The following is a 26,317-nucleotide window of genomic DNA, read 5'->3' as shown; positions in this document are numbered from 1 at the left end:
CGCGGCCCACTATGGCGGCACTGTGCAGGGCTCTGCCCTCGCAATTATCGGCACTTAAGCCGTTTGGTATTCAGTTTTTCTTCGCTAAAACCTGGTTGAGGGAACGGACTTCTTCACGTTCCTCCGGGCTCAGGCCGCGCGTTCTGGCCTGCGCGATCAGCGTTTCCAGCCGTTGCTCGAGCACCGAGTCGTACAGGCTGGCCAACGTATCCAAAAAGGTCTGTTCGACCATGTCCTCAACGATCATATGGTTCCAGGTCGCCAAGGTTTCAAGCTGCTGGCTGAATTTGTTGTCGCGATACAGCTCCAGCAATTGCCCGGTTGTCAGGCCCGGCTGCGCCAAACAGGTCTGCACCAGTTCGACGAACAGCGGCAATCCCGCCTGTTTGGTCTGCTCCAACCCTTCCAGGGAAGGGATAAGTGTAGCCAACTGCGGATTTTGCACCAGTAACCCTATCAGTATACGCATGGTTGTGCGTTTTAGCTGGGGCGCCTGATAAGGATTCGCATTTTCAGCCTGCTTGGGCATCAGCTTGTCGAGCTGGCTGTCGTCCAGCAGCCCCAGCTTGTTGCCGAGCTCCTGACGCAGGTACAAGCGCAACGTTTCGCCCGGCACCTGAGTAATCAGCGGCAGCGCCAGCGTGCTCAGCTTGGCGCGCCCGTCCGGGCTGCTCAAATCCACCTGCGGCAGCAGGCTTTCGAACAGGAAAGTGGACAGCGGTTGCGCCTGCTCCATTCGCTGTTCGAAGGCTTCTTTGCCTTCCTTGCGCACCAGGGTGTCCGGGTCTTCGCCGTCGGGCAAAAACATGAACCGCAGCTGGCGCCCGTCGTTCAGGTACGGCAGCGCGGTTTCCAGCGCCCGCCAGGCCGCTTCGCGGCCGGCGCGGTCGCCGTCGTAACAGCAGACGACGTTGTCGGTGGCGCGGAACAGCAGCTGAATGTGTTCAGCCGTCGTCGAGGTTCCGAGCGAGGCGACGGCATAATCGATGCCGAATTGCGCCAACGCCACCACGTCCATATACCCTTCCACCACCAGCAGCCGCTGCAGGGTTGGGTGATTCTGCTGTGCTTCATACAGGCCATACAGCTGGCGGCCCTTATGGAAAACTTCGGTTTCCGGCGAGTTCAGGTACTTGGGCATGCCGTCGCCCAGCACGCGGCCGCCGAAGGCGATGACGCGCCCGCGCTTGTCGCGGATGGGGAACATCACCCGTTCGCGGAAACGGTCGTACGAACGCCCCTGATCGTTAGTCACCAGCATGCCGGCATCGTTCAATGCGCGGCGCGAGTCGGTGTCGCGGCCGAAACGCTTCAGGGCGTTGTCCCATCCCGCCGGCGCGAAGCCGATGGCGAAATGGCGAATAACGTCGTCACTTAATCCGCGCTGCTGCAAATAGTTGCGCGCCGGCGCCCCGGAGGACTGCTGCAGTGACTGTTGATAGAACGCGCTGAGCTGTTCCATCAGTTGGTATAGGCTCTGGCGCTGATGGCGTTCGATCTGGGTCGGCCCGGTGCCCGCTTCGTAAGGCACTTCCAACCCGTGCATGGTCGCCAGCTCTTCGATGGTTTCGACAAACTCGAGTCGGTCGTAATTCATCAAAAAGTCGACGGCGTTGCCGTGCGCACCACACCCAAAACAGTGATAAAACTGCTTTTCGCCATTAACGGTAAATGAAGGCGTCTTTTCGTGGTGGAACGGACAGCACGCGTGGTAGTTCTTGCCTTGCTTCTTGAGCTTCACGCGGGCGTCGATCAAATCGACGATGTCGGTGCGAGCCAGCAAGTCATTGATAAATACGCGCGGAATTCGTCCAGCCATAAGCCCTTACTTCATTAGCCTATAAACGAGAACAAGCCGCGCATTCCTTTCGGAAAGCACGGCCTTCGTATGCAACTACTCGGTCTGCGCGATTTTGAAAATCAGAAATTCACGCGGTGGGGTTGCCCCCGAAGAATTAATACAGACGAGTGCGGCGTGCGTTTTCGCGAGCCAGTTTCTTCGCGTGACGTTTCACAGCAGAAGCTTTAGCGCGTTTACGTTCGGTAGTTGGTTTTTCATAAAACTCACGACGACGAACTTCAGCTAAAACACCCGCTTTTTCGCAAGAGCGTTTGAAACGACGCAGAGCAACGTCAAATGGCTCGTTTTCACGTACTTTAATTACCGGCATGTGCCTCTCACCTCAATAAAATTCGGTTTGCTGCTGGCCAAGCGCCAGCCTTTTCAAAATGGTGCGGAATTTTACTCCAATGGATGCTGCTTTGTAAAGCATCACCGCAAATTGAAACCCGCGTCGCTCTGCCGCAACGTGCGCAATTTTGCACCGGGCGCTGATTATAGACTAATCAGAAAAAAATGCTCGTGTTTAATCGCTCGGGCATTTTCTGGATGAATCATCGACATAGGCGCAAGCCGGTGACAAGATGCGCCGCATCGGCGGTAAATGCGGCGGAATGTGGTAGACTGGCGGCCGCACGTGAATGATGGGAAATGTAATGCGAGTACTGGGTATAGAAACGTCCTGCGATGAAACCGGAATTGCAGTGTATGACGATCAAACCGGTTTGTTGGCCAACCAATTATACAGCCAGGTGAAGCTGCACGCCGACTACGGCGGCGTGGTGCCGGAACTGGCCTCCCGCGATCACGTGCGCAAAACCGTGCCGCTGATTCAGGCGGCGCTGAAAGAGGCCAACCTGACCCCGGCCGATATCGACGGCGTGGCTTATACCGCCGGGCCGGGCCTGGTAGGTGCGTTGCTGGTCGGCGCTACCGTCGGGCGTGCGCTGGCGTTCGCCTGGAACGTGCCGGCGGTGCCGGTGCACCATATGGAAGGCCACCTGCTGGCGCCGATGCTGGAAGATAACCCGCCGGCGTTCCCGTTCGTCGCGCTGCTGGTCTCCGGCGGCCACACTCAGCTGATCAGCGTCACCGGCATCGGTGAATATGAACTGCTGGGCGAATCGATCGACGATGCCGCCGGCGAAGCGTTCGACAAAACCGCCAAGCTGCTCGGCCTGGATTATCCCGGCGGGCCGATGCTGTCGAAGATGGCGCAGCAGGGTACGGCGGGGCGTTTCACCTTCCCGCGGCCGATGACCGATCGTCCGGGGCTGGACTTCAGTTTCTCCGGCCTGAAAACCTTCGCCGCCAACACCATCCGCTCCAACGGCAACGACGATCAGACGCGTGCCGACATCGCCCGCGCCTTCGAGGATGCGGTGGTGGATACGCTGGCGATCAAATGCAAACGCGCGCTGGAGCAAACCGGCTTCAAACGCCTGGTGATGGCCGGCGGCGTGAGCGCTAACCGCACGCTGCGCGCCAAACTGGCGGAGATGATGCAGAAACGCGGCGGGGAAGTGTTCTATGCCCGCCCGGAATTTTGCACCGACAACGGCGCGATGATCGCCTATGCCGGCATGGTGCGGCTGAAGAGCGGCGCCAACCCGGAGCTGAGCGTGTCGGTGCGGCCGCGCTGGCCGCTGGCGGAACTGCCTGCGGTATAAAACAAAGGGCCGGATTATCCGGCCCTTACGTTATTCGTCTTTCGGCTGGTCGCCGTTATCCTCACCCGCGTCGTTTTTCTTCTTGCGGAACTTGCCCCAAATCTTGCCTTCCTGGCCGCGCCACAGGCGCTGAATATTGTCGTGATGCCGCATCAGGATCAGGCAGGAGAGCATCGCCACCGGGAAGGTGAACTGCGGTTTGAACCACCAGACGTAGAACGGGGCGATCAGCGCGCTGACGATGGCGCCGAGCGAAGAGTAGCCGCTGAGCAACACTGTCAGCAGCCAGGTGCCGGTCATCAGGCCGGTCAGATCCCAGCCGATAGGCGCGATGGCGCCAAACGCCGTCGCCACGCCTTTACCGCCGCGGAAGTGGAAGAACACCGGATAGATGTGCCCAAGACAGGCGGCGATCGCCGTCAGGCCCAGATACAGCGGCGGCACATTGAGTTTGTAGGCCAGCCAGACCGGCAACATCCCTTTCAGAATATCGAACACCAGCACCGCCGCCGCCGCCAGCCGGCCGCCGATGCGCAGGACGTTGGTCGCCCCGGGGTTTCCTGAGCCATGCTCACGCGGGTCCGGCAGCCTGGCGATCCGGCAAACCAGGATCGCGCTCGAAATCGAGCCGCACAGATACGCGAAGATAATCATGCCAAGCGCGGTAGCACTCATAACGCGGTTCCGTTTAATAATGGTCGTTTTACTCGCAACATCTATGGATAATACGCACATTCCGCTGGAAGTGGTATCCGGCAAGGCCAAAAACAGAGAATGACGTGATGGATATCGTATTTATTGAAGAACTTACCGTAATTACCACCATTGGCGTTTATGAGTGGGAACAGGGCATTCGTCAGAAGCTGGTGTTCGATATCGAAATGGGCTGGGATAACCGGCCGGCCGCCGCCAGCGACGACGTAAATGACTGTCTGAGCTATGCCGACGTCAGCGATGCCGTGATCCAACACGTGGAGTCGAACCGGTTCGCGCTGGTGGAGCGCGTGGCGGAGGAAATATCTGAAATTTTGCTCCAGCGCTTCAATTCCCCCTGGGTCCGTATTAAGGTCAGCAAACCGGGCGCTGTAGCACATGCCAATCGGGTCGGCGTGATCATTGAGCGCGGCACCCGTCCCGCATGATTTTATGTCATCTGCTTGCAACGAAAGACCGTTAACCTGGTCTTAATCCTGAGAATTGTTTTAGCGGCATTGTCTTTAAGCATTGCCGCTTTTTTATGTGATAGCCGTTATTTTATGGGGTGAGCGAAGCACATGGCAGACATGCATTCACTGTTTATTGCGTTTGTTCTTGGGGTTGTCGAGGGATTAACCGAATTTTTGCCGGTTTCTTCCACCGGGCATATGATCATCGTCGGCGAGTGGCTGGGCTTCACCGGCGACAAAGCCAAAACCTTTGAAGTCATTATCCAGCTGGGGTCGATCCTGGCCGTCGTCGTGATGTTCTGGCGCCGGTTGTTCGGTCTGATCGGCATCCATTTCGGCGGCAAGCCGGTGGAGCACGAAGGCAAAACCAGCGGCCAGCTGAAGCTGGGGCACATCCTGCTGGCGATGATCCCGGCGGTGGTGCTGGGGCTGGCCTTCCATGATTTCATCAAGTCGCTGTTTGCGCCGAAAAACGTGATGTACGCGTTGGTGGTCGGCGGCCTGCTGCTGCTGGCGGCGGAATGGCTGAAGCCGAAGAAGCCTAGCGCGGAAGGGTTGGATGACATCACTTACCGTCAGGCGTTCATGATCGGCTGCTTCCAGTGTCTGGCGCTGTGGCCGGGCTTCTCCCGTTCGGGTTCCACTATCGCCGGCGGCATGCTGGTGGGCGTGAACCGCTATGCGGCGTCCGAGTTCTCCTTCATTCTGGCTGTGCCGATGATGATTGGCGCCAGCGGCCTGGATCTGTACAAGAGCCTGCACTTCCTGACCTGGGGCGACCTGCCGATGTTCGCCGTTGGTTTCGTCACCGCCTTCGTGGTGGCGCTGGTTGCGATCAAGACCTTCCTGTCTCTGATCAAACGCATCTCGTTCGTGCCGTTCGCTATCTACCGCTTTATCGTGGCGGCCGTGGTTTACATGGTGTTCCTGTAAGCCTTCACGCCAAGAAAAAACCCCGCTCCGCGGGGTTTTTTTATGCCTGATCGTTGATGATAGTTTGGGTGAGCTTCCACTCGGCCAGCGCCTGCTGGCGGCGGCGTTTGAGCTCGTCGCGGATCGCGGTGCCCTGCAGCCCGCTGGCCACCACCTCTTTAATAGATACCGCGTTCGCCACCTGATACGCCTGGCGCAGATAGTCGCCCTGTGGATAGGGATTCTCCTCAAAGCCGGTACGGCCGCGCGCGTCCGCCTCGCTGGTCAGGATCATCTGCTCCAGCCGGTGCGGCTTGCGCCAGACGTCGATGGCGTCGAATAGCTTCAATAGGGTCTCCGGCCGCAGCTTGTTCACGGTGTGGATCAGATCATGGTACTCGGCCACCAGCTTGCTCAGATCGCGCACCGGGTTAGGCACCCGCAGCCGCTGGCACAGCGCCTCAACCAGCCGCACGCCGGCCGGGCCGTGGCCGTGGTGATGCGGCCAGAACTCTTTTGGCGTCAATCCCTTGCCGAGGTCATGGCACAGGGTGGCGAAGCGCACGTCCACCTCCGGCGTGAGGCGGGCGGCGATCGCCAACGCCATCAGCGTGTGCACGCCGGTGTCGATCTCCGGGTGCCACTTGGCGGGAGCCGGCACGCCGAACAGCGCGTCGATTTCCGGGAACAGCACCGCCAGCGCATCGCAGTCGCGCAGCACCTGAAAATAGACCTGCGGGCTCTGGCTTTGCAGCGCCTTTTCCGTTTCTTTCCAGACGCGTTCGGCGGTCAGCGCGGCCAGTTCACCGCTATGCGCCATCCGGCGCATCAGGGCGAGCGTTTCGTCGGCGATGCGAAAACCCAGGTGGGCGAAGCGGGCGGTGAAGCGCGCCACGCGCAGTACGCGCAGCGGATCTTCGCCGAAGGCGTCGGAAACGTGGCGCAGCACGCGCGCCTGCAGATCGGCCACGCCGCCGTAAGGATCAATCAGCTCCCCCTCGGCGGAACGGGCGATGGCGTTGATGGTCAGATCGCGCCGCAGCAGATCCTCCTCCAGCGTGACGTCCGGCGCGGCATAGCAGGTAAAACCGGTGTATCCCTGGCCGGATTTGCGCTCGGTGCGCGCCAGCGCGTACTCCTCGTGGGTGTCGGGATTGAGGAATACCGGAAAGTCTTTGCCGACCTGCTGGTAGCCCAATGCCAGCAGCTCGGCCGGCGTGGCGCCCACCACCACCCAATCATGATCGACCACCGGAATGTCGAGCAGGCTGTCGCGAACGGCGCCGCCGACCAGATAAATCTGCACTGTTGACTCCTGAATATCGTGTAAGGCTCTGTCTATCAGATTACATGAATTGGCCGCGGGATGTCGGCGCCAATGAAAAGGGCGCCCGCAGGCGCCCATACTCAAACTGAACGATACTGAGATCAGTTCATCCAGCGATTGTTGTTCTTGCGGCGCGGGATCAGGTGCGGCAACAGCAGGCCCAGCAGCAAGCCGACGCCGGCGACGCCGCCGCCGTACATGAACCACTGCAGAATAATGGTGCGCTGTTTGTCGTCGAGCTGCAGGTTAACGGCGTTAACCTTCTTCTGCGCGACCACCAGCTGGTTTTTCAGATCCTGGTTTTCCTTCTGCAGGCTGCTGATGGTGCTGTCGCTGCCCGCGACTTTTTCCTGCATTTCCGCCGTGCGCTGGTTCCAGGTGTTATCGATGTTGGCCAGCTTGTCGGTCAGGGTTTTCACCTGCTGTTCCAGCTCGGGCACGCGGGTGCGCAGGCTCGGCGTCTGGCTGAGCTGATCGAGTGGGATCCAGGTAGTGCGGCCTTTCGGATCGCGGATTTGGCCGTAGTTGGTGCTGTCGTTGACGCTCAGCAGGGTGACTTCTTCACCGGCGTTCAGAGTGCCGACAATACGGTACTGATTACCTGGGCCGCTATGGACGTAAGTGCTTAACTCATCGGAGATATAGCGTTTATCTTCGGCATGTGCGCCCCAAGTGATGCTGAAGCTCAGCGCGGCAAGGCAAATCAGGCGTAATTTCTGCATTAGTTCATCGTTTCTGGGTGAATTTATGGAACGATAGTAGAGCGTTCAGTCTGACGACGCAACGCCAAAACCGGAATGAGAACTATCTTACTGTGGCTGATTCTGTGAGTTGCGCGGCGTTTTATAACGTAACAGGTTTTTTCTACAGTTAGCAGGGTTAAGGCGCCAGGAATCGCGGTAAGATAACGGCAACTGTGCGTCATTGGGCAGTATGCGGCGGCCGAACGCGCCGCGCTGAAACAGACGTGAATGCATAACTTATTGGTGTTAAAGAATTATGACCGTTGAAATTGAACTGAAATTCATCGCCGCGCCGCAAGCGGTGGCCGCTCTGCCGCAATGGCTTGCCGCCTGGCCGCATCAGCATTCCGCGCCGCAAAAACTGACCAACATTTACTTCGAAACGGCCGATAACTTCCTGCGCAATCACGACATGGGGCTGCGCATTCGCGGTTTCGACGATCGTTATGAGATGACCATCAAAACCGCCGGTAAAGTGGTGGCCGGCCTGCACCAACGTCCGGAATACAACGTCGCTATCGCCGAGCCGCAGCTGGCGCTGGCGCAGTTTCCTGCCGACATCTGGCCGCAGGATTGTGATATCGCGGCGCTGCAGCAGGCGTTGCAGCCGCTGTTCCGTACCGACTTTGCGCGTGAAAAGTGGGTGGTCACTTACGGCCAAAGCGAGATCGAGATTGGCTTGGATCAGGGAGAGGTGCGTGCCGGTGACCTCAGCGAAGCCCTGAGCGAGATCGAACTGGAGCTGCTGAAAGGCAACACTGCCGATCTGCTGGCATTGGCCGGCGAGCTGGCGGCCCATGGCGGGCTGCGTCAGGGCAGCCTGAGCAAGGCGGCGCGCGGCTACCACCTGGCGCAGGGCAATCCGCCGCGCGAGGTGCGTCCGCTGCGGGTGCTGAAGCCGGCGGCGAAGGCGACCGTGGAGCAGGGGATGATCGCCGCCTTCGAGCTGGCGCTCAACCATTGGCAGTATCATGAGGAGCTGTGGCTGCGCGGCGATGCGCAGGCGCGCGGGGCGGTCCTCGAAGCGGTCGGCACCATCCGCCAGGCGCTGGTGATCTTCGGCGGCCTGGTGCCGCGCAAGGCCAGCGCCGATCTGCGCGCCCGCCTGACCGAGCTCGAACCGCTGTTGGCGGACAAAGCCGCGCAACCGGAGAGCCTGTGCTACAGCGCGGCCTATCTGCAATGTAAGTTGGCGCTCACATCATGGCTGGTGCGCGGCGCCTGGCGGCCGTTTATCGACGCCAAAGGGCAGGCCAAACTGGACGGTTCTTTCAAACGCTTCAGCGACATCATGCTGGGGCGCAGCGGCGCGGAGCTGAAAGAAGCCTTCAGCCGTACGCTGAACGAAGATGAATATCAGGAACAATCGCCGCGCCTGACGCGTCAGATTTCGGCGCTGGTCCTGCTGTCGGGTGCTTACCCCGACGAGCAGACCGGGCCTTATATCGACGCCTGGCGCGAGCTGCAGGCGGCGCTGAGCGAGCGCCGCCAGGGCTGGTATGAAGCCAGCCGCAAACAGGCCTTATCGCATGCGCCATTCTGGTTAAACGGCGCGTTTCGTTAATCCAGCCGGCCCGCCAGCCGTGGGCCGCAGAACGGGTCATACACTATGTCGCCACTTTCAGCCGCGTTACAGGCTCAGGCACAGCAGGTTGTGCAGCGTTTTCAGGAAGTTCACGGCGCGGACTGCGCCTTTAGCGAGCAAGAGCAGTGGGTGCTGGCGTCGAGCGACTTCGTCAGCGACGCGCTGCTCGCCCAGCCGGCCTGGCTGGCGACGCTGCGCGAACAGCCGCCGGCGCCCGGCGAGTGGCAACACTACGCCGCCTGGTTGCAGGACGAGCTGGAAGAGGTGCGCGACGAAGCGCAACTGATGCGCACGCTGCGTCTGTTTCGCCGTGAAACGCTGGTGCGCATCGCCTGGGCGCAGGCGCAGGGGCTGTGTTCGACCGAAGAAACGTTGCTGCAGCTGAGCGGGCTGGCGGAGACGCTGATCGTCAGCGCGCGCGACTGGCTGTACCAAACCTGTTGCCGCGAGTGGGGCACGCCGTGCAATGCCGACGGCGAACCGCAGCCGCTGCTGGTCCTCGGCATGGGCAAGCTGGGCGGCGGCGAACTGAACTTCTCGTCGGACATCGATCTGATCTTCGCTTACCCGGAAAATGGTCAAACCCAGGGCGGGCGGCGCGAGCTGGATAACGCCCAGTTCTTCACCCGTCTCGGCCAGCGGCTGATCAAGGCGCTGGATCAACAGACCATCGATGGCTTCGTCTATCGCGTGGACATGCGGCTGCGGCCGTTCGGCGACAGCGGCCCGTTGGTGATGAGCTTTGCGGCGCTGGAGGATTACTACCAGGAACAGGGGCGCGACTGGGAACGCTATGCGATGGTGAAGGCGCGCCTGATGGGCGGGGCGGAAGACGCCTACAGCCAGGAGCTGCGTAAAACGCTGCGGCCGTTCGTGTTCCGTCGTTACATTGATTTCAGCGTCATTCAGTCTCTGCGCAACATGAAGGGCATGATCGCCCGTGAAGTGCGGCGGCGCGGCCTGAAGGACAACATCAAGCTGGGCGCCGGCGGCATTCGCGAAATCGAATTCATCACCCAGGTATTCCAGCTGATCCGCGGCGGCCGTGAACCGGCGCTGCAGGGGCGTTCGCTGCTGCCGACGCTGCAGGCGGTGGGCGAGCTGGGGCTGCTGGAAAGCGAGCAGGTGCGGGCGCTGAGCGCCGCCTACCTGTTCCTGCGGCGGCTGGAGAACCTGCTGCAGGCGATCGGCGATCAGCAAACCCAGACGCTGCCGCAGGAGGCGCTCGATCAGGCCCGGTTGGCCTACGGCATGGGGTTGGCGGATTGGCCGGCGCTGATGGCGGCGCTGGACGTGCACATGCAGGCGGTGCGCGCGGTGTTCGACGACCTGATCGGCGACGATAGCCCGGATGTCGGCGAAGATCCCGATTACCAGCACTATCACAGTCTGTGGCAGGACGCGCTGGAGGAGAACGAGCTGGCGCCGCTGACGCCGCACCTGGACGAAGAGGCGCGTCGACAGATGCTGCGCACCATCGCCGATTTTCGTCACGATGTCGACAAGCGCACCATCGGCCCGCGCGGCCGCGACGTGCTCGATCAGCTGATGCCGCGCCTGCTGGCGGAGGTATGCCCGCGCCAGGACGCACCGACCGCGCTGGTGCGGCTGGCGCAGCTGCTGCTGAGCATCGTCACCCGCACTACCTATCTCGAGTTGCTGGTGGAGTACCATGCGGCGCTCAGCCATCTGATCCGCCTGTGCGCCGCGTCGCCGATGGTCGCCAACCAGCTGTCGCGTTACCCGCTGCTGCTGGACGAGCTGCTGGATCCGGCCACGCTGTATCAGCCGGTGGCGCTGGACGCCTACCGCAGCGAGCTGCGGCAGTATCTGCTGCGGGTGCCGGAAGACGACGAAGAGCAAAAGCTGGAGGCGCTGCGTCAGTTCAAACAGGCTCAGCAGCTGCGCATCGCCGCTGCGGATATCGCCGGCGCGCTGCCGGTGATGAAAGTGAGCGATCACCTGACTTATCTGGCGGAGGCGATCATCGACGCGGTGGTGCAACAGGCCTGGAGCGACATGGTGGCGCGCTATGGCCAGCCCACCCATTTGCAGGAGCGGGAGGGGCGCGGCTTTGCGGTGATCGGCTATGGCAAACTGGGCGGCTGGGAGCTGGGGTACAGTTCCGATCTCGATCTGGTGTTCCTGTTGGATTGCCCGCCGGAGGTGATGACCGACGGCGATCGCTGCATCGACGGCCGCCAGTTCTACCTGCGGCTGGCGCAGCGGGTGATGCATCTGTTCAGCACCCGCACGTCCTCGGGCATTCTGTATGAGGTGGACGCGCGCCTGCGGCCTTCCGGCGCCGCGGGGATGCTGGTCAGCACCGTCGAGGCGTTCGCCGACTACCAGCAAAACGAAGCCTGGACCTGGGAGCATCAGGCTCTGGTGCGCGCGCGCATCGTGCACGGCGATCCGGCGCTGCATCAGCAGTTCGACGCGATCCGGCGCGAGATCCTGTGCAAAACGCGCGATGCGCAGACCCTGAAGCGCGAAGTGCGCGAGATGCGCGAAAAGATGCGCAACCATCTCGGCAACAAGCAGCGCGATCTGTTTGATATCAAGGCCGATGAGGGCGGCATTACCGACATCGAATTTATCGCCCAATATCTGGTCTTACGCTATGCGCCGGGTGAACCGCGCCTGACGCGTTGGTCGGACAACGTGCGCATCTTCGAGCTGATGGCCAATTACGACATCATGCCGGATGAAGAGGCGCGCGCGCTGACCCAGGCCTATGTCACCATGCGCGACGAGATCCACCACCTGGCGCTGCAGGAACATTCCGGCAAGGTCGGCAGCGGGCTGTTTGCCGCCGAGCGCGAGCAGGTGCGCGCCAGCTGGGCCAAATGGCTGGATTAATACCTTTTTGCGGGTATTCCGGCGGTCTGTGGTAATATCTGCGCCACTAAAATTTTGTTCTTTTTTGGAGTTATCGGATGAAAGTTACGCTGCCTGATTTTCGCCGCGCCGGTGTGCTGGTGGTCGGTGACGTCATGTTGGATCGCTATTGGTATGGGCCGACCAGCCGCATTTCACCGGAAGCCCCGGTGCCGGTGGTCAAGGTCGATACCATCGAAGAGCGTCCCGGCGGCGCGGCTAACGTGGCGATGAACATCGCTTCGCTGGGCGCCACTTCCCGTCTGGTGGGCCTGACCGGCATCGACGATGCGGCGCGGGCGCTGAGCGCCAAGCTGAATGAAGTCAACGTGCGCTGCGACTTCGTCTCGGTGCCGACCCATCCGACCATTACCAAGCTGCGCGTGCTGTCGCGCAACCAGCAACTGATCCGTCTCGACTTCGAAGAAGGCTTCTCCAACGTTGATCCGCAGCCGATGCTGGAGCGCATTCAGCAGGCGCTGCCGCAGATCGGCGCGCTGGTGCTGTCCGATTACGCCAAGGGCGCGCTCAGCCAGGTGCAGGGCATGATCCAACTGGCGCGCGCCGCCAAGGTGCCGGTGCTGATCGATCCGAAAGGATCCGATTTCGAGCGCTATCGCGGCGCGACGCTGCTGACGCCGAACCTGTCCGAGTTCGAAGCGGTGGTGGGCCACTGTAAGGATGAAGCGGAACTGGTGGAACGCGGCATGAAGCTGGTGGCGGATTTCGAGCTGTCGGCGCTGCTGGTTACCCGTTCCGAACACGGCATGACGCTGCTGCAGCCGGGCGTTGAGCCGCTGCACTTGCCGACCCAGGCGCAGGAAGTGTTCGATGTGACCGGCGCCGGCGACACCGTGATCGGCGTGCTGGCCGCCTCGCTGGCCGCCGGCAACTCGCTGGAAGAGTCCTGTTTCCTGGCCAATGCCGCCGCCGGCGTGGTGGTGGGCAAGCTCGGTACCTCCACCGTGTCGCCGATCGAACTGGAGAACGCGGTGCGCGGCCGCGCCGAGACCGGTTTTGGCGTGATGACCGAAGCGCAGCTGAAACAGGCCGTCGCGCAGGCGCGTCAGCGCGGCGAAAAAGTGGTGATGACCAACGGCATCTTCGACATTCTGCATGCCGGCCACGTCTCTTATCTGGCCAATGCTCGCAAGCTGGGCGATCGCCTGATCGTGGCGGTGAACAGCGATGCGTCGACCAAACGCCTGAAAGGGGAAAAACGCCCGGTCAACGCGCTGGAGAACCGCATGATTGTGCTGGGCGCGCTGGAAGCGGTGGATTGGGTGGTGCCGTTCGAGGAGGACACGCCGCAGCGCTTGATCGCCGACATCTTGCCGGATCTGCTGGTGAAAGGCGGCGATTACAAGCCGGAAGAGATTGCCGGCAGTGCGGAAGTGTGGGCCAACGGCGGCGATGTCAAAGTGCTGAACTTTGAAGACGGCCTGTCGACCACCAACATCATCAAAGCGATCAAAGACGGGCGCGGCTAACGCCGGGCGACGTAAAGAACAAGGGCGCGCGGTGCGCGCCCTTGGCGGGAATTATTCGTCTTCCTGTTTGGCGGCCGGCGCCGCGCTCAGCTTGCTTTCCAGCTCGGCCATGCGCTGTTCCAACAGCGCCAGCTTTTCGCGGGTGCGCAACAGCACCTGAGTCTGCACGTCGAACTCTTCGCGGTTAACCAAATCCAGGCGGGTCAACTGCGACTGCAGCACCTGACGGATTTTTTTCTCAACGTCTTCCCCGAATTCACGAACGCCTTTAGGCATGGACTCATGAACCTGGCGTGCGATTTGTTCGATTTTTTTCGGGTCAATCATGGCGTATCCCTTTCAGAGTTTAATAGCTGCCGCTTAGTGTAATGCGAGTTGCCCGCCGGATAAACACCATTAAGCGCATTCGCCGCGCGTGGCCGAATTGTGCTTTTGCCAATTGCCCTGTCTATCCATTAGCGTTATAGTCATCTTGCTTATTCTCAGGGCGGGGTGAAAGTCCCCACCGGCGGTAAATCACCTTCTACGGTGAAAGCCCGCGAGCGCTCAGCCAGCCTGTAAAGGCCGGTTAGAGGTCAGCAGATCCGGTGTAATTCCGGGGCCGACGGTTATAGTCCGGATGGGAGAGAGTAACGGTATCTGCCGGGCATGCGCCCGCTTGCGTTATTTTTTTAGCTATTGCTAGCTACTCCTCAAGATCGCCCTGGTTCTGGTAATCCATAATTTTTAATGAGGTTTTTTACCATGAATCAGACGCTACTTTCAGACTTCGGCACGCCGACAGAACGCGTTGAACGCGCGATCGACGCACTGCGCAACGGGCGCGGCGTGATGGTGCTCGATGATGAAAACCGTGAAAACGAAGGTGACATGATCTTCGCCGCGGAGACCATGACCGTTGAGCAGATGGCGCTGACCATTCGCCACGGCAGCGGCATCGTGTGCCTGTGCATCACCGAAGAACGTCGTCAGCAGCTTGAGCTGCCGATGATGGTGACCAACAACTCCAGCCAGTTCCAGACCGCCTTCACCGTGACCATCGAAGCGGCGCAGGGCGTAACCACCGGGGTTTCCGCTTCCGATCGCCTGACCACCATCCGTGCGGCGGTGGCAGACAGCGCCAAGCCGAGCGACCTGAACCGTCCGGGCCACGTGTTCCCGCTGCGCGCGCAGCCGGGCGGCGTGCTGAGCCGTCGCGGCCACACCGAAGCGACCATCGATCTGGTCTCCATGGCCGGTTTCAAACCTGCCGGCGTGCTGTGTGAACTGACCAACGACGATGGCAGCATGGCGCATGCGCCGGAAGTGATCGCCTTCGCCAAACAGCACGACATGGTGGTGCTGACCATCGAAGATCTGGTGGCCTACCGCCAGGCGCACGAGAAAAAAGCCAGCTGATAGCCGGCCGCTTTCAACGATAAAAAAGCCGCGTAATGCGGCTTTTTTGTATCTACCGTTCTGACAGGCGTTCGCCGATGCGGCTGGCGTAATTCATCACGTGGAAGGTGTAGTTCTCCTCAACCGTACCCTGGAACAGATGTGCCCAGGGGCCGATGGCGTAGATGCCGAGATCTTCCCCGCCGTGCGTCTCGCTTTTCAGCGGCACCAGCGCCGGCTGAATAAAGTCGGGCGCGGTGGTTTGCTCCATGGTCAATGCCGGGCGCTCGGTCAGCGGGATCGCGCCGCCGGGGCCGTTGGCGAAACCGAGGGTGGTGTAGGGCTTGCCGTCGCTGCCCAGCCGAGGTTTACCGTCGACGCCGACGGAAATGCCGAGGATAGGATTGCCGCGCTTGGCATAGCCGGCGATGGTCAGCGTGTGGCTGTGATCGCCGGTCACGATCACCAGCGTTTCGTCCAGGTTGACCTTGCCGACAATGGTTTTCACCGCCTCGTTCAGGGCGACCGCGTCGCTCAGCGTGCGGTAGGCGTTGCCGTTATGGCTGCCGTGATCGACGCGCCCGCCTTCCACCAGCAGCAGATAGCCTTCGGGATTCCTGGCCAAAATATCGATGGCCTTGCCGGTCATTTCCGCCAGCGAAGGCTCTCCCGCCGCGTCTTGCCGCCGGTCATGCTCGAAGTTCATGTGCGACGGCTCGAACAGGGCCAGCAAATGGTCGACATTGCCCGGTTCGATTTTGTCGAACTGGGCCTGATTCCAGACGTATTGTCCGCGCTCGCCGTAGCGTTGCAGCCAGGCCTGCGTCAGGTCACGGCCGTCCTTTCTGGCGCCTTTCTTGCCGGGATATTCCGGATCGCTCACGCTGTCGGGCAGGAAGTTGGCGCGCCCGCCGCCCATCGCCACGTTCAGGCCGTTGCCGTATTTCATTTCCACCAGCTGGCGCGCGATGTCGCGGCAGCCTGCGGCCAGGGTATCCGCCGGCATTTTGGCGTCAGACTCCCAGTCGCGGTTGGCGATATGGGCATAGGTGGCGCCCGGCGTGGCGTGGGTAATGGTCGCGGTCGTCACGGCGCCGGTGGACATGCCGAGCGTTGCGGCCATCTCCCACAGCGTGGTGACGGCCTTGGTTTGCTGATCCTCGCAGTTGTTGAGGGCGGCCGTATGGTTGAGACCCATCAGATCGTTGATGGTTTTGACGCCGGTGGTCATCGCCACCGCGCTGGGCGCGGAGTCGGTGATTTGGGCGTCGGCGGAATAGGTTTTGGCTGCCGCCAGATAGGGGAAGGCTTCCCAGGCCAGCACGTTGGATTCGCCGTCCACGCCGCGCTGCTGTCCTTCAAAAATACGGGCGGCGGTCACGGTGGAAAACCCCATGCCGTCACCGACCACCAGAATGACGTTTTTAGCGCGGTTGGTGTTTGGGGTCTGTTTCAGTCGCTGTTGCAGCTGAGCTTGCGCCTGAAGGAAGTAAGGATCTTCGCGCTGCGTCAGCGGCGCGTTGTCCGTCGCTTTGGCGGCTGCCGCCCCGGTGGCTAACAAGGACATGGAAAGCGCCAGGCGGGTTGCCAGTGTGAGTCTGAACATGAATTCCTCCTTGGTGAGACGTGATTCCCGTAGCGCCGACGGGCTGCCAACACCCTGTCGACGGCAGGAGGAGTGTATCGATTGTGTTAACAAAAAATACATAAATTGTTCACAATTTAGATCTGTGTGGCAGTAATGCCATGGTATTCATGATTTTTATTAATCATTTGAAAATCATGCATTTTTTAACTTTTTGTTTGCCGGTGAATTTTTGTGATTTTTAATTCAAATTTATTGAATATCTTCATCACGGTTATCCGGCTGTGTTGCTGCGGCAAAGCGCGTAATGTAACGCCATAGCACAATTTGAACTAAGGATCCCTCTATGAACACCTCTCGTATGCCGGCACTGTTTCTTGGCCACGGTAGCCCGATGAACGTGCTGGAGGACAACCGCTACACCCAGGCATGGCGTGCGTTGGGTGAGTCATTGCCGCGTCCGAAGGCGATCGTGGCGGTTTCTGCGCATTGGTATACCCGCGGCACTGCGGTCACCGCGATGGAAAAACCCAAAACCATTCACGACTTCGGCGGGTTCCCGCAGGCGCTGTTTGATACCCGCTACCCTGCGCCGGGTTCCCCCGCGCTGGCTGCGCAGCTGCAGCACATTCTGGCGCCGGTGCCGGTAACGGCGGATCTCGGCGAGTGGGGGTTGGATCACGGCACCTGGGGCGTATTGATCAAGATGTATCCCAATGCCGATATCCCGGTGGTGCAGCTCAGCGTCGACGGCACTCAGCCGGCGGCTTACCACTATGAGCTGGGCCGCAAACTCGCGGCGCTGCGCGATGAGGGTGTGATGATCGTCGCCAGCGGCAACGTGGTGCACAACCTGCGCATGGTGAAATGGCAGGGCGATACCAGCGCCTATCCGTGGGCGGAGTCTTTCAATAACTTTGTCCGGGATAACCTGCGTTATCGGGGCGATAACCACCCGCTGGTGGATTTCATGCGCCATGAGGGCGCGGCGCTGTCGAACCCGACGCCGGAACACTATCTGCCATTGCTGTATGTGCTCGGCGGCTGGGATGGAAAAGAGGCCATCAGCGTGCCGATCGACGGTATCGAAATGGGGGCGCTGAGCATGCTGTCGGTGCAGGTGGGCTAAAGAAAAACGCCAGTCAGAGACTGGCGTTTTTGCCTTCAGCGGGGCGATCAGCCGAGGATGGTGTGCGGATAGAAGCGCGACAGATCCTGCGTGATCAGTTCGCGATCTTCGCGCAGGCCGATGCCGCAGGGTTGATCGTTCACCAGCCAGCTGCCGATCAGCGTGTAGCTGTCTTCGAACTTCGGCAGCGGATGGAACTGCTGCACGATCATGCCTTCTTCACCGTACGGCCCATCGACGCGCGCCACTTCCTGACCGTTTTCGACGATCTGGATATTGGCGCCTTCGCGTGAGAACAGCGGTTTGATGACGTAATGATCCATCGGCGGATGATCGTCTTGCGCGAAATAAGCCGGCAGCAGGTTAGGGTGATTCGGGAACATTTCCCACAGCAGCGGCAGCAGCGCCTTGTTGGAGATGATGCTTTTCCAGGCCGGCTCCAGCCAGCGCACGCCGGCGTCTTCCAGCTTGGTGGAGAACATCTCGCGTAGCATGAATTCCCACGGATAGAGCTTGAACAGGTTGCCGATCACCTGATCCTGCAGATCGGTGAACTGGCCTTTCTCGCCGAGGCCGATCTCTTCCATGAACAGGAACTCGGTCGGCAGACCGGCTTCCTGCGCGCAGTCCTGCAGGTATTGCACCGTGCCGCGATCTTCTTCGCTGTCCTGGCAGCAGGCCAGGTGCAACAGGCCGAAGCCGTGATGCGCTTTCAGCTCGGCGAAACGCTCGATCAGTTTCTCCTGCAGGCTGTTGTACTGATCCGATTCCGGATCCAGTTTGCCGGCGTTGATCTGGTCTTCCAGCCACAGCCATTGGAAGAAGGCCGCTTCATACAGTGAGGTGGGCGTATCGGCGTTGTTCTCCAGCAGCTTCGGCGGATTGACGCCGTCGTAGGCCAGATCGAGACGCGAATACAGCGACGGCTGGTTGGTGCGCCAGGAGCTGCGCACGAATTCCCAGGTGTGTTTCGGGATGCAGAACTTGGCCATCAGCTCGTCGCTGGCGACCACTTTCTCCACCACCTGCAGGCACATCTGATGCAGCTCGGCGGTGGCGTTTTCGATCTCTTCAATCTGCGCCAGCGTGAACTGGTAATAGGCGTCTTCACACCAGTACGGCTCGCCGTACATGGTGTGGAAACGGAAGCCGAACTCGGTCGCTTTTTCGCGCCAGTCCGGGCGCTCGGTAATGGCAATACGTTTCATGCATCAACCGCCCATGCTGCGAGAGCCGGAGTTGGAGGTGGCGCTGCTGCGCTGCATGCTGGTCTGCTTGGCCACGGTCTCGCCGAAACCGCCGCGGGTCACGGTATTGGTGACCGCAGGCTTCGGCGCCATGGCGGTTTTCGGCACCGTCATGGTGCGGCCGCCGGCGGTGGCCGGGCCGTAGCTCTTGCCGCTGGCGTCGACAAACTTGCCGTTCGCCGGGCTGGCGGCGTTCTTGGAGGTGAACAGCGGCTGCTGCGCGAAGCCGGAACCGCCCATCAGGCGGCCCATCATGTAGCCCGCCATCAGCGGCATCCAGAAGCTGCCGCTGCTTTGCGATTCCGCCGCCATGCCGGCCTGCGCCGGAGCCTGGGTGCACTGCGCTTCGCCGAACTCGGCGACGCAGTCTTCGCGGGTGGCGTATTTCGGCGCGGTTTTCGCCGCTTCTTTCAGGGCGTTGTTGTAGGCGGTGGTGCACTGCTCGCTCATCGAAGGGTTGGCGCGCGAACAGTCATCGGCATTCTGATACAGGGAGACCGTTTCATCGCTCTTCTCGCAGCCGGCCAGCATAAAGACGGCGCTGATCGCCAAGGCCACGGGCGCGACACGGTAGCTGCGCCAGGATTTGCGGAACGTCTCTTGGTTGATGTTTTTTGTCCGTTTCATCGTTATCAATCCCATCATGCGGGCTGTTTTCGCCCTTTCCCAGTAGTGGCGCTAAGGATAGGGGAAACATGGTCAAAATTAAAGCTGAAACGCCCGCAGAATCCACTCTTTACGCAGTTATACGTTGGGGTGTGCGCCAGTTCGCTTTCGCGGCGAAAAAACGCGCGTTGGCGTTTCATCATGAAACGTTATCGCTATGATGATGTTCCATAATGGAACAAAAATCGCGTGGCTCGCCAGGCGGGCGGCAGACGCTCATAGTCGAAGCACAACAACAAGCCGGCGGCGAAGTCGGCGCGTCATCACCTGATATCTGAACGTTACCATCGCCAACTCCCTACAAGGATCCGGTTATGTTGAGAATCATCCAGTCACCAGGCAAATACATTCAGGGCGCCAATGCGCTGGCCGCCGTCGGCGAATACGCCAAATCCCTCGCCGACCATTATTTCGTGATCGCCGACGACTTCGTGATGCAGTTGGCGGGAGACACCCTGATGGGCAGCCTGCAGCAGCACGCCGTGAAACATCATGCGGCCCGTTTCAACGGCGAGTGCTGCCGTAAAGAGATAGACCGGCTTGGCCGCGAGCTGCAGACCCACGGTTGCCGCGGGGTGATCGGCGTCGGCGGCGGCAAGACGCTCGACACCGCCAAGGCCGTCGCCCACTACCAACGGCTGCCGGTGGTGCTCATTCCCACCATCGCCTCCACCGATGCGCCGACCAGCGCGCTGTCGGTTATCTACACCGAACAGGGCGAATTCGCCGAATACCTGATCTACCCGCGCAACCCGGACATGGTAGTGATGGACAGCGCCATCATCGCCAAAGCGCCGGTGCGCCTGCTGGTAGCCGGCATGGGCGACGCGCTCTCCACCTATTTCGAAGCGCAGGCCTGCTTCGACGCTCAGGCCACCAGCATGGCCGGCGGCAAATCGACGCTGGCGGCGCTCAGTCTGGCGCGGCTGTGCTACGACACGCTGCTGGCCGAAGGGGTGAAGGCCAAGCTGGCGGTCGAGGCCGGCGTGGTGACGGAAGCGGTGGAACGCATCATTGAGGCCAATACGTATCTGAGCGGCATCGGCTTCGAGAGCAGCGGGCTGGCGGCGGCGCACGCCATTCACAACGGTTTCACCGTGCTGGAGGAGTGTCACCACCTGTATCACGGCGAAAAAGTGGCGTTCGGCACCCTGGCGCAGCTGGTGCTGCAGAACAGCCCGATGGCGCAGATTGAAACCGTGCTGGCGTTTTGTCATGGCATCGGCTTGCCGATCACGCTGGCGCAGATGGGCGTTACCGGCGACGCGGCGACGAAGACGATGGCGGTGGCTGAGGCCAGCTGCGCCGCCGGCGAAACCATTCACAACATGCCGTTCAAGGTCACCCCTGCCGGCGTGCAGGCGGCGATCCTGACGGCGGATCGGCTCGGCGCCGCCTGGCTGCTGCGTCATTGATACCGTTGGGGCGCGGTGCGCCGCGCCCCTGGCTTACAGAGGAAACCATCGTGAAAAAACTGATTAATCAGGTCGAGTCGGTGTTGGAAGAGCAGTTGCAGGGGCTGGCGGAGGCTCATCCCGAGTTGCTGGTGCATGCGGATCCGGCGTTCGTCACCCGCGCCGACGCGCCGGTAGCGGGCAAAGTGGCGATCCTGTCCGGCGGCGGCAGCGGCCACGAGCCGATGCACTGCGGTTTCGTCGGTGAAGGGATGCTCGACGGCGCCTGTCCGGGCGAGATTTTCACCTCGCCGACGCCGGATAAAATGTACGAGTGCGGTCAGGCGATCGACGGCGGCGCCGGGGTGCTGCTGCTGATCAAGAACTACACCGGCGACGTGCTCAACTTCGAAACCTCCACCGAGCTGCTGCACGACAGCGGCGTCGCGGTGGCGACGGTGCTGGTGGATGACGACGTGGCGGTCAAGGACAGTCTGTTCACTGCCGGGCGGCGCGGGGTGGCCAACACCGTGCTGATGGAGAAATTGCTGGGCGCCGCCGCGGCGCGCGGCGACGATCTGGACAGCGTGGTGACGCTGGGGCATCGCATCAACAACCACGGGCATTCGATCGGTATCGCGCTGGGCGCCTGTACCGTCCCCGCCGCCGGCAAACCCTCGTTCACCCTGGCGGAGAATGAGATGGAGTTCGGCGTCGGCATTCACGGCGAACCGGGCATTGCGCGCCGTCCGTTCACCACGCTCAACGCGGCGGTGGATGACATGTTCCATACGCTGATTGACCACGGCCACTATCAGCGCACGATCCGCGTTTGGGATCGCCAACAGGGCGAGTGGCGCGACGAGATGCAGACCAAGCAGCCGCTGACGCGCGGCGATCGGGTGATCGCGTTGGTCAACAACCTGGGCGCCACGCCGCTGTCCGAGCTGTACGGCGTGTACCATCGGCTGGCGGAGCGCTGCGCCGAAGCGGGCATCATCATCGAACGCAACCTGGTGGGCGCGTATTGCACTTCGCTCGATATGCAGGGCGTGTCCATCACGTTGTTGAACGTGGACGACGAACTGTTGTCCTTGTGGGATGCGCCGGTGAAAACGCCTGCGCTGCGTTGGGGTTGCTGAGGAGGAATTATGGCGTTGACCAAACCACAGGTCGTCGATTGGCTGATGCGTTGCGGCGAAGTGTTCAGCCGGGAGCGCGATTTTCTTACCCAACTGGACACCGAGATCGGCGATGCCGACCACGGCCTGAACATGAATCGCGGTTTCAATAAGGTGGTGGAAAAGCTGCCGTCGGTGGCGGACAAGGATATCGGCTTTATCCTGAAAAACACCGGCATGACGCTGCTGTCGAGCGTAGGCGGCGCCAGCGGTCCGCTGTTCGGCACCTTCTTCATCCGCGCGGCGCAGGCGGCGAACGCCAAGCAAAGCCTGGATCTGGCGGAGCTGCATCAAATGATGCAGGAAGGGGTGGAAGGCGTGGTGATGCGCGGCAAGGCGGAGCCGGGCGACAAGACCATGTGCGATGCCTGGTGGCCGGTGGTGGAAAGCCTCGGCCAGTCCGCGCAGCAGAACCTGAGCGTGGCGGAGGCGCTGCAGCGCGCCGCCGACAGCGCCGAGCGGGCGGTGGAGAGCACCATCACCATGCAGGCGCGCAAGGGGCGGGCCAGTTACCTGGGCGAGCGCAGCATCGGCCACCAGGATCCCGGCGCCACTTCGGTGATGCTGATGATGAAAACGCTGGCCGAGGTCGCCGGCAGTTAGCAGGAGGCGAGATGATTAATATCGTGGTGGTGTCGCACAGCGCGTTGCTGGCGCGCGGCGTTGAGCAACTGGCGCGGCAGATGATGCGCGGCGACGGCTGCAAGCTGGCGCTGGCGGCGGGCGTGGATGACGAGGAGCACCCGATCGGTACCGACGCGGTCAACGTCATGGAGGCGATCGAAGCGGTCGCCGACGGCGATGGCATTCTGGTGCTGATGGATCTGGGCAGCGCGCTGCTCAGTGCCGAAACCGCGCTCGATCTGCTGGATCCGGAGTTGGCCGCCAAGGTGCGGCTGTGCGCCGCGCCGCTGATCGAAGGCACGCTGGCGGCGGTGGTGGCCGCCAACTCCGGCGCTTCGCTGGAGCAGGTGGTGGCGGAGGCGCAGGGGGCGCTGCAGGCCAAGCAAGCGCAGCTGGGCGAGGCTTCACCGGCCGCGAAGCGTGCGGCCTTGCCGCTGGTGCAGGGCAAAAGCGCAACCTGGACGGTGCAGAACCCGCACGGACTGCACGCGCGCCCGGCGGCGCGGCTGGTCGAAGCGCTGGCGCCGTTCAAGGCCGAGCTGGTGCTGGAAAAACAGGGGCAGTGCGTCGATCCGCGCAGCCTCAATCAGCTGGCGCTGCTGCAGGTGCGCCACGGCGACACCATCCGTTTGATCGCCGACGGCGCGCAGGCGGACGAGGCGCTGGCGGCGTTCAAAACGCTGGCGGAGCAGCATTTCGGCGAGACGGTCTCCGAGCGGCAGCAGCCTTCGCTGCACGGCATTCCGGTGGCGGAAAGCGTCACCAGCGGGCCGGTGTTCCAGGCCCGCAGTGTCTGGCCGTCAGCCGCCGAGCGCCGGATCGGCGCGGACGAGGTGTTGGGCGAACAGCAACGCCTGCGGGAGGCGCTGCAGCACACGTTGAGCGATCTCAACCGGCTGGCGGAGCGCACCGGCACGCTGATCGGCAAGCCGCAGGCGGCGATCTTCGGCGCCCATAGCATGCTGCTGGACGATCCGGATCTGCAGCAGGCGGCTTACACCCGCATTGCGCAGCAGTTGTGCAGCGCCGAGCAGGCCTGGCGGCAGGTGCTGGAGGCGATCGCCGAAGAGTACCGCGAGTTGGATGACGACTACATGCGGGCGCGCGAACTGGACGTGCGCGACATGCTGCGCCGCACGCTGTGCCACCTGCAGGGGCAGCCGCTGCCGACCATTGCGCTCGCAGAGCCGTCAATACTGGTGATGGATGAGCTGATGCCCTCAGAGGTAGTGATGCTGGATCGCCGACTGGTGCTCGGCATCTGCCTGAGCGGCGGCAATGCCCTCTCGCACAGCGCCATTCTGGCGAAGGCGATGGGCATTCCGATGGTGGTCGGCATGCAGGATTGCCTGAGCAAAACCCGCAGCGGCCAGAAGGCGATGCTGGACGCCGCGCGCGGGGTGTTGCAGCTCAGCCACTAGGCGCGCAGCTTGAACTGGCGGATGTCGATCCCGTGCTGTTTGATCTTCCGCCACAGCGTGGTGCGGCCGATGCCCAGCAACTGCGCCATTTCCGTCAGTTGGCCGCGGCTGACGGTCGCCGCCCGCAGGATCGCCTGGCGCTCCATGTCCGTCAGCGTCAACAGCGGCGCGCCGGGCTGCGGATCGCTTTCCAGCAGCGACGGGTGGCCGAGCAGGTGCGCCGGCAGGTCCGCCAGCTGGATGTGGTGGCCGTGGCATATCATCGCCGCGCGCTCCACCACCCCTTTCAGTTCCAAATCGTTGCCCGGCCACAGATAGAGCGCCAGCTGAGCCATCACCTCGTCATCAACCCGGAAGCGACACTGAAAATGTTGCTCCAGCGTGCGCAGATGGTGTTTGACCAGCAGCGGAATATCGCTCAGCCGCTGACGCAGCGGCGGGATTTGGATCTCGAACGCCTGCAGGCTGTAAAACAGCTGGCGGCGGAAGCGGTTTTGCTGCACCAGCAGCGGCAGATCGGCGGCGCTGCCGGCGATCACCCGCACATCGACCGGGATCACTCGGCTGGAATTGAGGCGGATCACCACGCCGGTTTTCAGCACCTGCAGCAGCGCCGACTGCATCTCCGCCGGCAGGTATTCGATCTGTTCCAGGTACAGCGTGCCGCCGTTAGCCAATTCGAATTTACTGAGCTGGCCCGCCTCTTCTTCGCTGGCGTCGCTGCCCAGCAGCTCACGCAGCCCCTGCGCCTGCGGCAGCAGTTGGCAGTTGAGGGCGATATACGGCCCGGCGGCGCGTTCGCCGGCGTTGTGGATAGCCTGGCTGAGCAGCTCTTTGCCAACGCCTTCTTCTCCGCGCAACAGGATCGGATGCTGGCCTTTGGCCGCCTGCTGCCCGTAACGGATCAGTCGCCGCATTTCCAGCGAGGCGGAAGGCATCTGTTCGAAGCTGTGGCTGACGCGCCCCAGCTGGCTGCTGACATACTGGCGCAGCCGTTCGAGCGGGTGCAGCAGGGCGATGAAACTGCAGCGATCGCCGTCGAAAATCGGCTTGAGCGTCAGCAAGGCGGCGATAAACTGCCGCTGGCTTTCGAAGGTGACTTCGACGTGTTGCAGCGGTTGGCGATCGGCGATGGCGCGTTTGAGCAGCGCGGGCAGCGTCAACAGCTGCGCCAACGGTTTGCCCTGGCTCTGCTGTTCGTCCAGCTTCAGCAGGCCGGCGGCGCGCTGGTTGATGTATTGCAGGTAGCCGCGGTGATCCCAGGCCATGACGCCGTCGTCCACGCCGTCCAGCAGGCCGTAAAGCTGATTCAGATGGCGGTTGGATTCCGCCAGCAGGCCGTCGGCGTTCAGCGAGTTGCCGATTTCGCGGGCGATGGCCAGCGTCAGCGACAGATCGCCGGCGGCGCAGTCGGCCAGCAGACAGCCCAGCGCGATCGAGCCGCGCTGGCGGCCGCTGTTGTCGTAGACCGGCGTGGCGCAGAACGACCAGCCGTGCAGCGCTCGGCGCACGTGTTCTTCACCGCTCACCCGCACCGGGTGGCCTTCCGCCGCCGCCAGCGCCGGGGCATTGGTGCCTATCAGCCCTTCGGCCCAGTAAGCGCCGGGGGCGAACCCCAGTTGCTGCAGATGTTCCCAGGTTTGGGCGTCGCCGCAGCGCCACAGCATGCAGCCGCTCTCGTCGAGGATCATCAGCAGGCAACGCCGCGGCTCCATGTATTCACAGGCGTCTTCCAGCGCCGCCTGGCCGAGCGTCAGCAGATCGTTCTTGCGGCGGCAAATCGATTCGAAGGTGGCGCCCTGCGCACGGTGCGGCGCTTGCCAGACATCGGGCTGCATCAGGCTGCGGCAACGCAGCCAGGAGGCGTACACCGCCGGCGTCGGGCGCAGCGGCGGCGGCAGTTCGCCGTCGTTAATCAGTTGCTGCCAACGTGAATCGTTGTCCATCGAACCTCATCCAACTGCGAAAACGAGAGTGACGATGATATCACCTGGCGCAGCGGCGGCTGTGAGGCGGCGGGCAGAAGCGGGGAAAATCGGGACAAAAAAAACGGGGCGCGGCGCAGGCCGGACCCCGTGTT

Annotated in this window: 22 protein-coding genes and 1 riboswitch; of the genes, 12 read left to right on the top strand and 10 right to left on the bottom strand. The window is 61.8% G+C overall.

Annotated elements, in window-relative coordinates; genetic code table 11:
• Nucleotides 1-70: 70 nt before the first annotated feature.
• The gene (gene dnaG / locus ACJ8IP_RS17370) at nucleotides 71-1,819 is read right to left on the bottom strand and encodes a DNA primase (RefSeq protein WP_164106463.1); all 1,749 of its coding nucleotides are present in this window, start codon (nucleotides 1,817-1,819) and stop codon (nucleotides 71-73) included.
• 136 nt (nucleotides 1,820-1,955) lie between these two features.
• Nucleotides 1,956-2,171, bottom strand: coding sequence for a 30S ribosomal protein S21 (rpsU, locus tag ACJ8IP_RS17365; RefSeq protein WP_001144069.1), 216 nt, complete (start codon nucleotides 2,169-2,171; stop codon nucleotides 1,956-1,958).
• Nucleotides 2,172-2,496: 325 nt separating this feature from the next.
• Here rpsU and tsaD point away from each other — a divergent pair, with 325 nt between their 5' ends.
• A complete protein-coding gene (gene tsaD, locus ACJ8IP_RS17360) occupies nucleotides 2,497-3,510 on the top strand; it encodes a tRNA (adenosine(37)-N6)-threonylcarbamoyltransferase complex transferase subunit TsaD (protein WP_004937199.1) in 1,014 nt (337 codons plus the stop codon).
• A 30-nt stretch (nucleotides 3,511-3,540) separates the two neighbouring features.
• Here the strand turns inward: tsaD and plsY are convergent, their stop codons facing one another.
• Nucleotides 3,541-4,185, bottom strand: a complete 645-nt coding sequence (gene plsY / locus ACJ8IP_RS17355) for a glycerol-3-phosphate 1-O-acyltransferase PlsY (RefSeq protein ID WP_047026476.1) — start codon at nucleotides 4,183-4,185, stop codon at nucleotides 3,541-3,543.
• Nucleotides 4,186-4,292: 107 nt separating this feature from the next.
• Here plsY and folB point away from each other — a divergent pair, with 107 nt between their 5' ends.
• Complete coding sequence (gene folB, locus ACJ8IP_RS17350) at nucleotides 4,293-4,652, top strand: bifunctional dihydroneopterin aldolase/7,8-dihydroneopterin epimerase (RefSeq protein WP_015379095.1); 360 nt, start codon at nucleotides 4,293-4,295, stop codon at nucleotides 4,650-4,652.
• A gap of 132 nt (nucleotides 4,653-4,784) precedes the next feature.
• Nucleotides 4,785-5,609 (top strand): undecaprenyl-diphosphate phosphatase, encoded by an 825-nt coding sequence (gene bacA / locus ACJ8IP_RS17345; RefSeq protein WP_033644592.1) that lies wholly within the window; start codon nucleotides 4,785-4,787, stop codon nucleotides 5,607-5,609.
• A 40-nt stretch (nucleotides 5,610-5,649) separates the two neighbouring features.
• Here bacA and ACJ8IP_RS17340 read toward each other — a convergent pair whose 3' ends face one another.
• Nucleotides 5,650-6,894 (bottom strand): multifunctional CCA addition/repair protein, encoded by a 1,245-nt coding sequence (locus ACJ8IP_RS17340; protein ID WP_033644593.1) that lies wholly within the window; start codon nucleotides 6,892-6,894, stop codon nucleotides 5,650-5,652.
• A gap of 122 nt (nucleotides 6,895-7,016) precedes the next feature.
• On the bottom strand, nucleotides 7,017-7,637 hold the full coding sequence (locus ACJ8IP_RS17335) for a TIGR04211 family SH3 domain-containing protein (RefSeq protein WP_033644594.1): 621 nt from the start codon (nucleotides 7,635-7,637) through the stop codon (nucleotides 7,017-7,019).
• 277 nt (nucleotides 7,638-7,914) lie between these two features.
• Here ACJ8IP_RS17335 and ACJ8IP_RS17330 point away from each other — a divergent pair, with 277 nt between their 5' ends.
• From ACJ8IP_RS17330 to hldE, 3 genes are all read left to right on the top strand, one after another.
• Entirely contained in the window at nucleotides 7,915-9,222 is a 1,308-nt protein-coding gene (locus ACJ8IP_RS17330) for a CYTH domain-containing protein (RefSeq protein WP_072626963.1), read from the top strand.
• Between the two features lie 45 nt (nucleotides 9,223-9,267).
• A complete protein-coding gene (gene glnE, locus ACJ8IP_RS17325; protein ID WP_164106461.1) occupies nucleotides 9,268-12,105 on the top strand; it encodes a bifunctional [glutamate--ammonia ligase]-adenylyl-L-tyrosine phosphorylase/[glutamate--ammonia-ligase] adenylyltransferase in 2,838 nt (945 codons plus the stop codon).
• Between the two features lie 77 nt (nucleotides 12,106-12,182).
• Nucleotides 12,183-13,613 (top strand): bifunctional D-glycero-beta-D-manno-heptose-7-phosphate kinase/D-glycero-beta-D-manno-heptose 1-phosphate adenylyltransferase HldE, encoded by a 1,431-nt coding sequence (gene hldE / locus ACJ8IP_RS17320; RefSeq protein ID WP_033644597.1) that lies wholly within the window; start codon nucleotides 12,183-12,185, stop codon nucleotides 13,611-13,613.
• 51 nt (nucleotides 13,614-13,664) lie between these two features.
• Here hldE and ubiK read toward each other — a convergent pair whose 3' ends face one another.
• On the bottom strand, nucleotides 13,665-13,940 hold the full coding sequence (gene ubiK / locus ACJ8IP_RS17315; protein WP_004937216.1) for a ubiquinone biosynthesis accessory factor UbiK: 276 nt from the start codon (nucleotides 13,938-13,940) through the stop codon (nucleotides 13,665-13,667).
• A 147-nt stretch (nucleotides 13,941-14,087) separates the two neighbouring features.
• A riboswitch (FMN riboswitch) is annotated at nucleotides 14,088-14,248 on the top strand.
• Nucleotides 14,249-14,357: 109 nt separating this feature from the next.
• Here ubiK and ribB point away from each other — a divergent pair.
• Nucleotides 14,358-15,011, top strand: a complete 654-nt coding sequence (gene ribB, locus ACJ8IP_RS17310) for a 3,4-dihydroxy-2-butanone-4-phosphate synthase (protein ID WP_033636071.1) — start codon at nucleotides 14,358-14,360, stop codon at nucleotides 15,009-15,011.
• Nucleotides 15,012-15,063: 52 nt separating this feature from the next.
• On the opposite strand, the gene ACJ8IP_RS17305 is transcribed toward ribB, so the two are convergent.
• On the bottom strand, nucleotides 15,064-16,596 hold the full coding sequence (locus ACJ8IP_RS17305) for an alkaline phosphatase (protein ID WP_442524459.1): 1,533 nt from the start codon (nucleotides 16,594-16,596) through the stop codon (nucleotides 15,064-15,066).
• A 325-nt stretch (nucleotides 16,597-16,921) separates the two neighbouring features.
• On the opposite strand from ACJ8IP_RS17305, the gene ygiD reads away from it, so the two are divergent.
• Nucleotides 16,922-17,704, top strand: a complete 783-nt coding sequence (gene ygiD, locus ACJ8IP_RS17300) for a 4,5-DOPA dioxygenase extradiol (RefSeq protein ID WP_033644599.1) — start codon at nucleotides 16,922-16,924, stop codon at nucleotides 17,702-17,704.
• A gap of 47 nt (nucleotides 17,705-17,751) precedes the next feature.
• Here ygiD and ACJ8IP_RS17295 read toward each other — a convergent pair whose 3' ends face one another.
• A complete protein-coding gene (locus ACJ8IP_RS17295) occupies nucleotides 17,752-18,912 on the bottom strand; it encodes a glutathionylspermidine synthase family protein (RefSeq protein WP_164106458.1) in 1,161 nt (386 codons plus the stop codon).
• Nucleotides 18,913-18,915: 3 nt separating this feature from the next.
• Nucleotides 18,916-19,578, bottom strand: a complete 663-nt coding sequence (locus tag ACJ8IP_RS17290; RefSeq protein ID WP_004937226.1) for a DUF1190 family protein — start codon at nucleotides 19,576-19,578, stop codon at nucleotides 18,916-18,918.
• A gap of 353 nt (nucleotides 19,579-19,931) precedes the next feature.
• On the opposite strand from ACJ8IP_RS17290, the gene ACJ8IP_RS17285 reads away from it, so the two are divergent.
• From ACJ8IP_RS17285 to dhaM, 4 genes are read left to right on the top strand one after another with little or no spacing between them, the layout of a single operon-like run.
• Nucleotides 19,932-21,032 carry a glycerol dehydrogenase gene (locus ACJ8IP_RS17285; protein WP_147880636.1) on the top strand — a complete coding sequence of 367 codons (1,101 nt, stop codon included), beginning with the start codon at nucleotides 19,932-19,934 and terminating at the stop codon, nucleotides 21,030-21,032.
• Between the two features lie 50 nt (nucleotides 21,033-21,082).
• Nucleotides 21,083-22,153 (top strand): dihydroxyacetone kinase subunit DhaK, encoded by a 1,071-nt coding sequence (dhaK, locus tag ACJ8IP_RS17280; RefSeq protein WP_042785397.1) that lies wholly within the window; start codon nucleotides 21,083-21,085, stop codon nucleotides 22,151-22,153.
• Between the two features lie 9 nt (nucleotides 22,154-22,162).
• The gene (dhaL, locus tag ACJ8IP_RS17275; RefSeq protein ID WP_033644604.1) at nucleotides 22,163-22,795 is read left to right on the top strand and encodes a dihydroxyacetone kinase subunit DhaL; all 633 of its coding nucleotides are present in this window, start codon (nucleotides 22,163-22,165) and stop codon (nucleotides 22,793-22,795) included.
• Nucleotides 22,796-22,806: 11 nt separating this feature from the next.
• Nucleotides 22,807-24,237 (top strand): dihydroxyacetone kinase phosphoryl donor subunit DhaM, encoded by a 1,431-nt coding sequence (gene dhaM, locus ACJ8IP_RS17270; RefSeq protein ID WP_164106456.1) that lies wholly within the window; start codon nucleotides 22,807-22,809, stop codon nucleotides 24,235-24,237.
• Here dhaM and dhaR read toward each other — a convergent pair.
• A complete protein-coding gene (dhaR, locus tag ACJ8IP_RS17265; protein ID WP_164106454.1) occupies nucleotides 24,234-26,183 on the bottom strand; it encodes a dihydroxyacetone kinase operon transcriptional regulator DhaR in 1,950 nt (649 codons plus the stop codon). The two genes, dhaM and dhaR, sit on opposite strands and share 4 nt — an antisense overlap.
• Between the last annotated feature and the right edge of the window lie 134 nt (nucleotides 26,184-26,317).

This window comes from Serratia sp. CY52157, from assembly GCF_052168495.1.
GTDB lineage: Bacteria > Pseudomonadota > Gammaproteobacteria > Enterobacterales > Enterobacteriaceae > Serratia > Serratia ureilytica.
The sequence above is the reverse complement of the archived record's forward strand: the minus strand, read 5'-3'. Positions and strand labels throughout refer to the sequence as shown.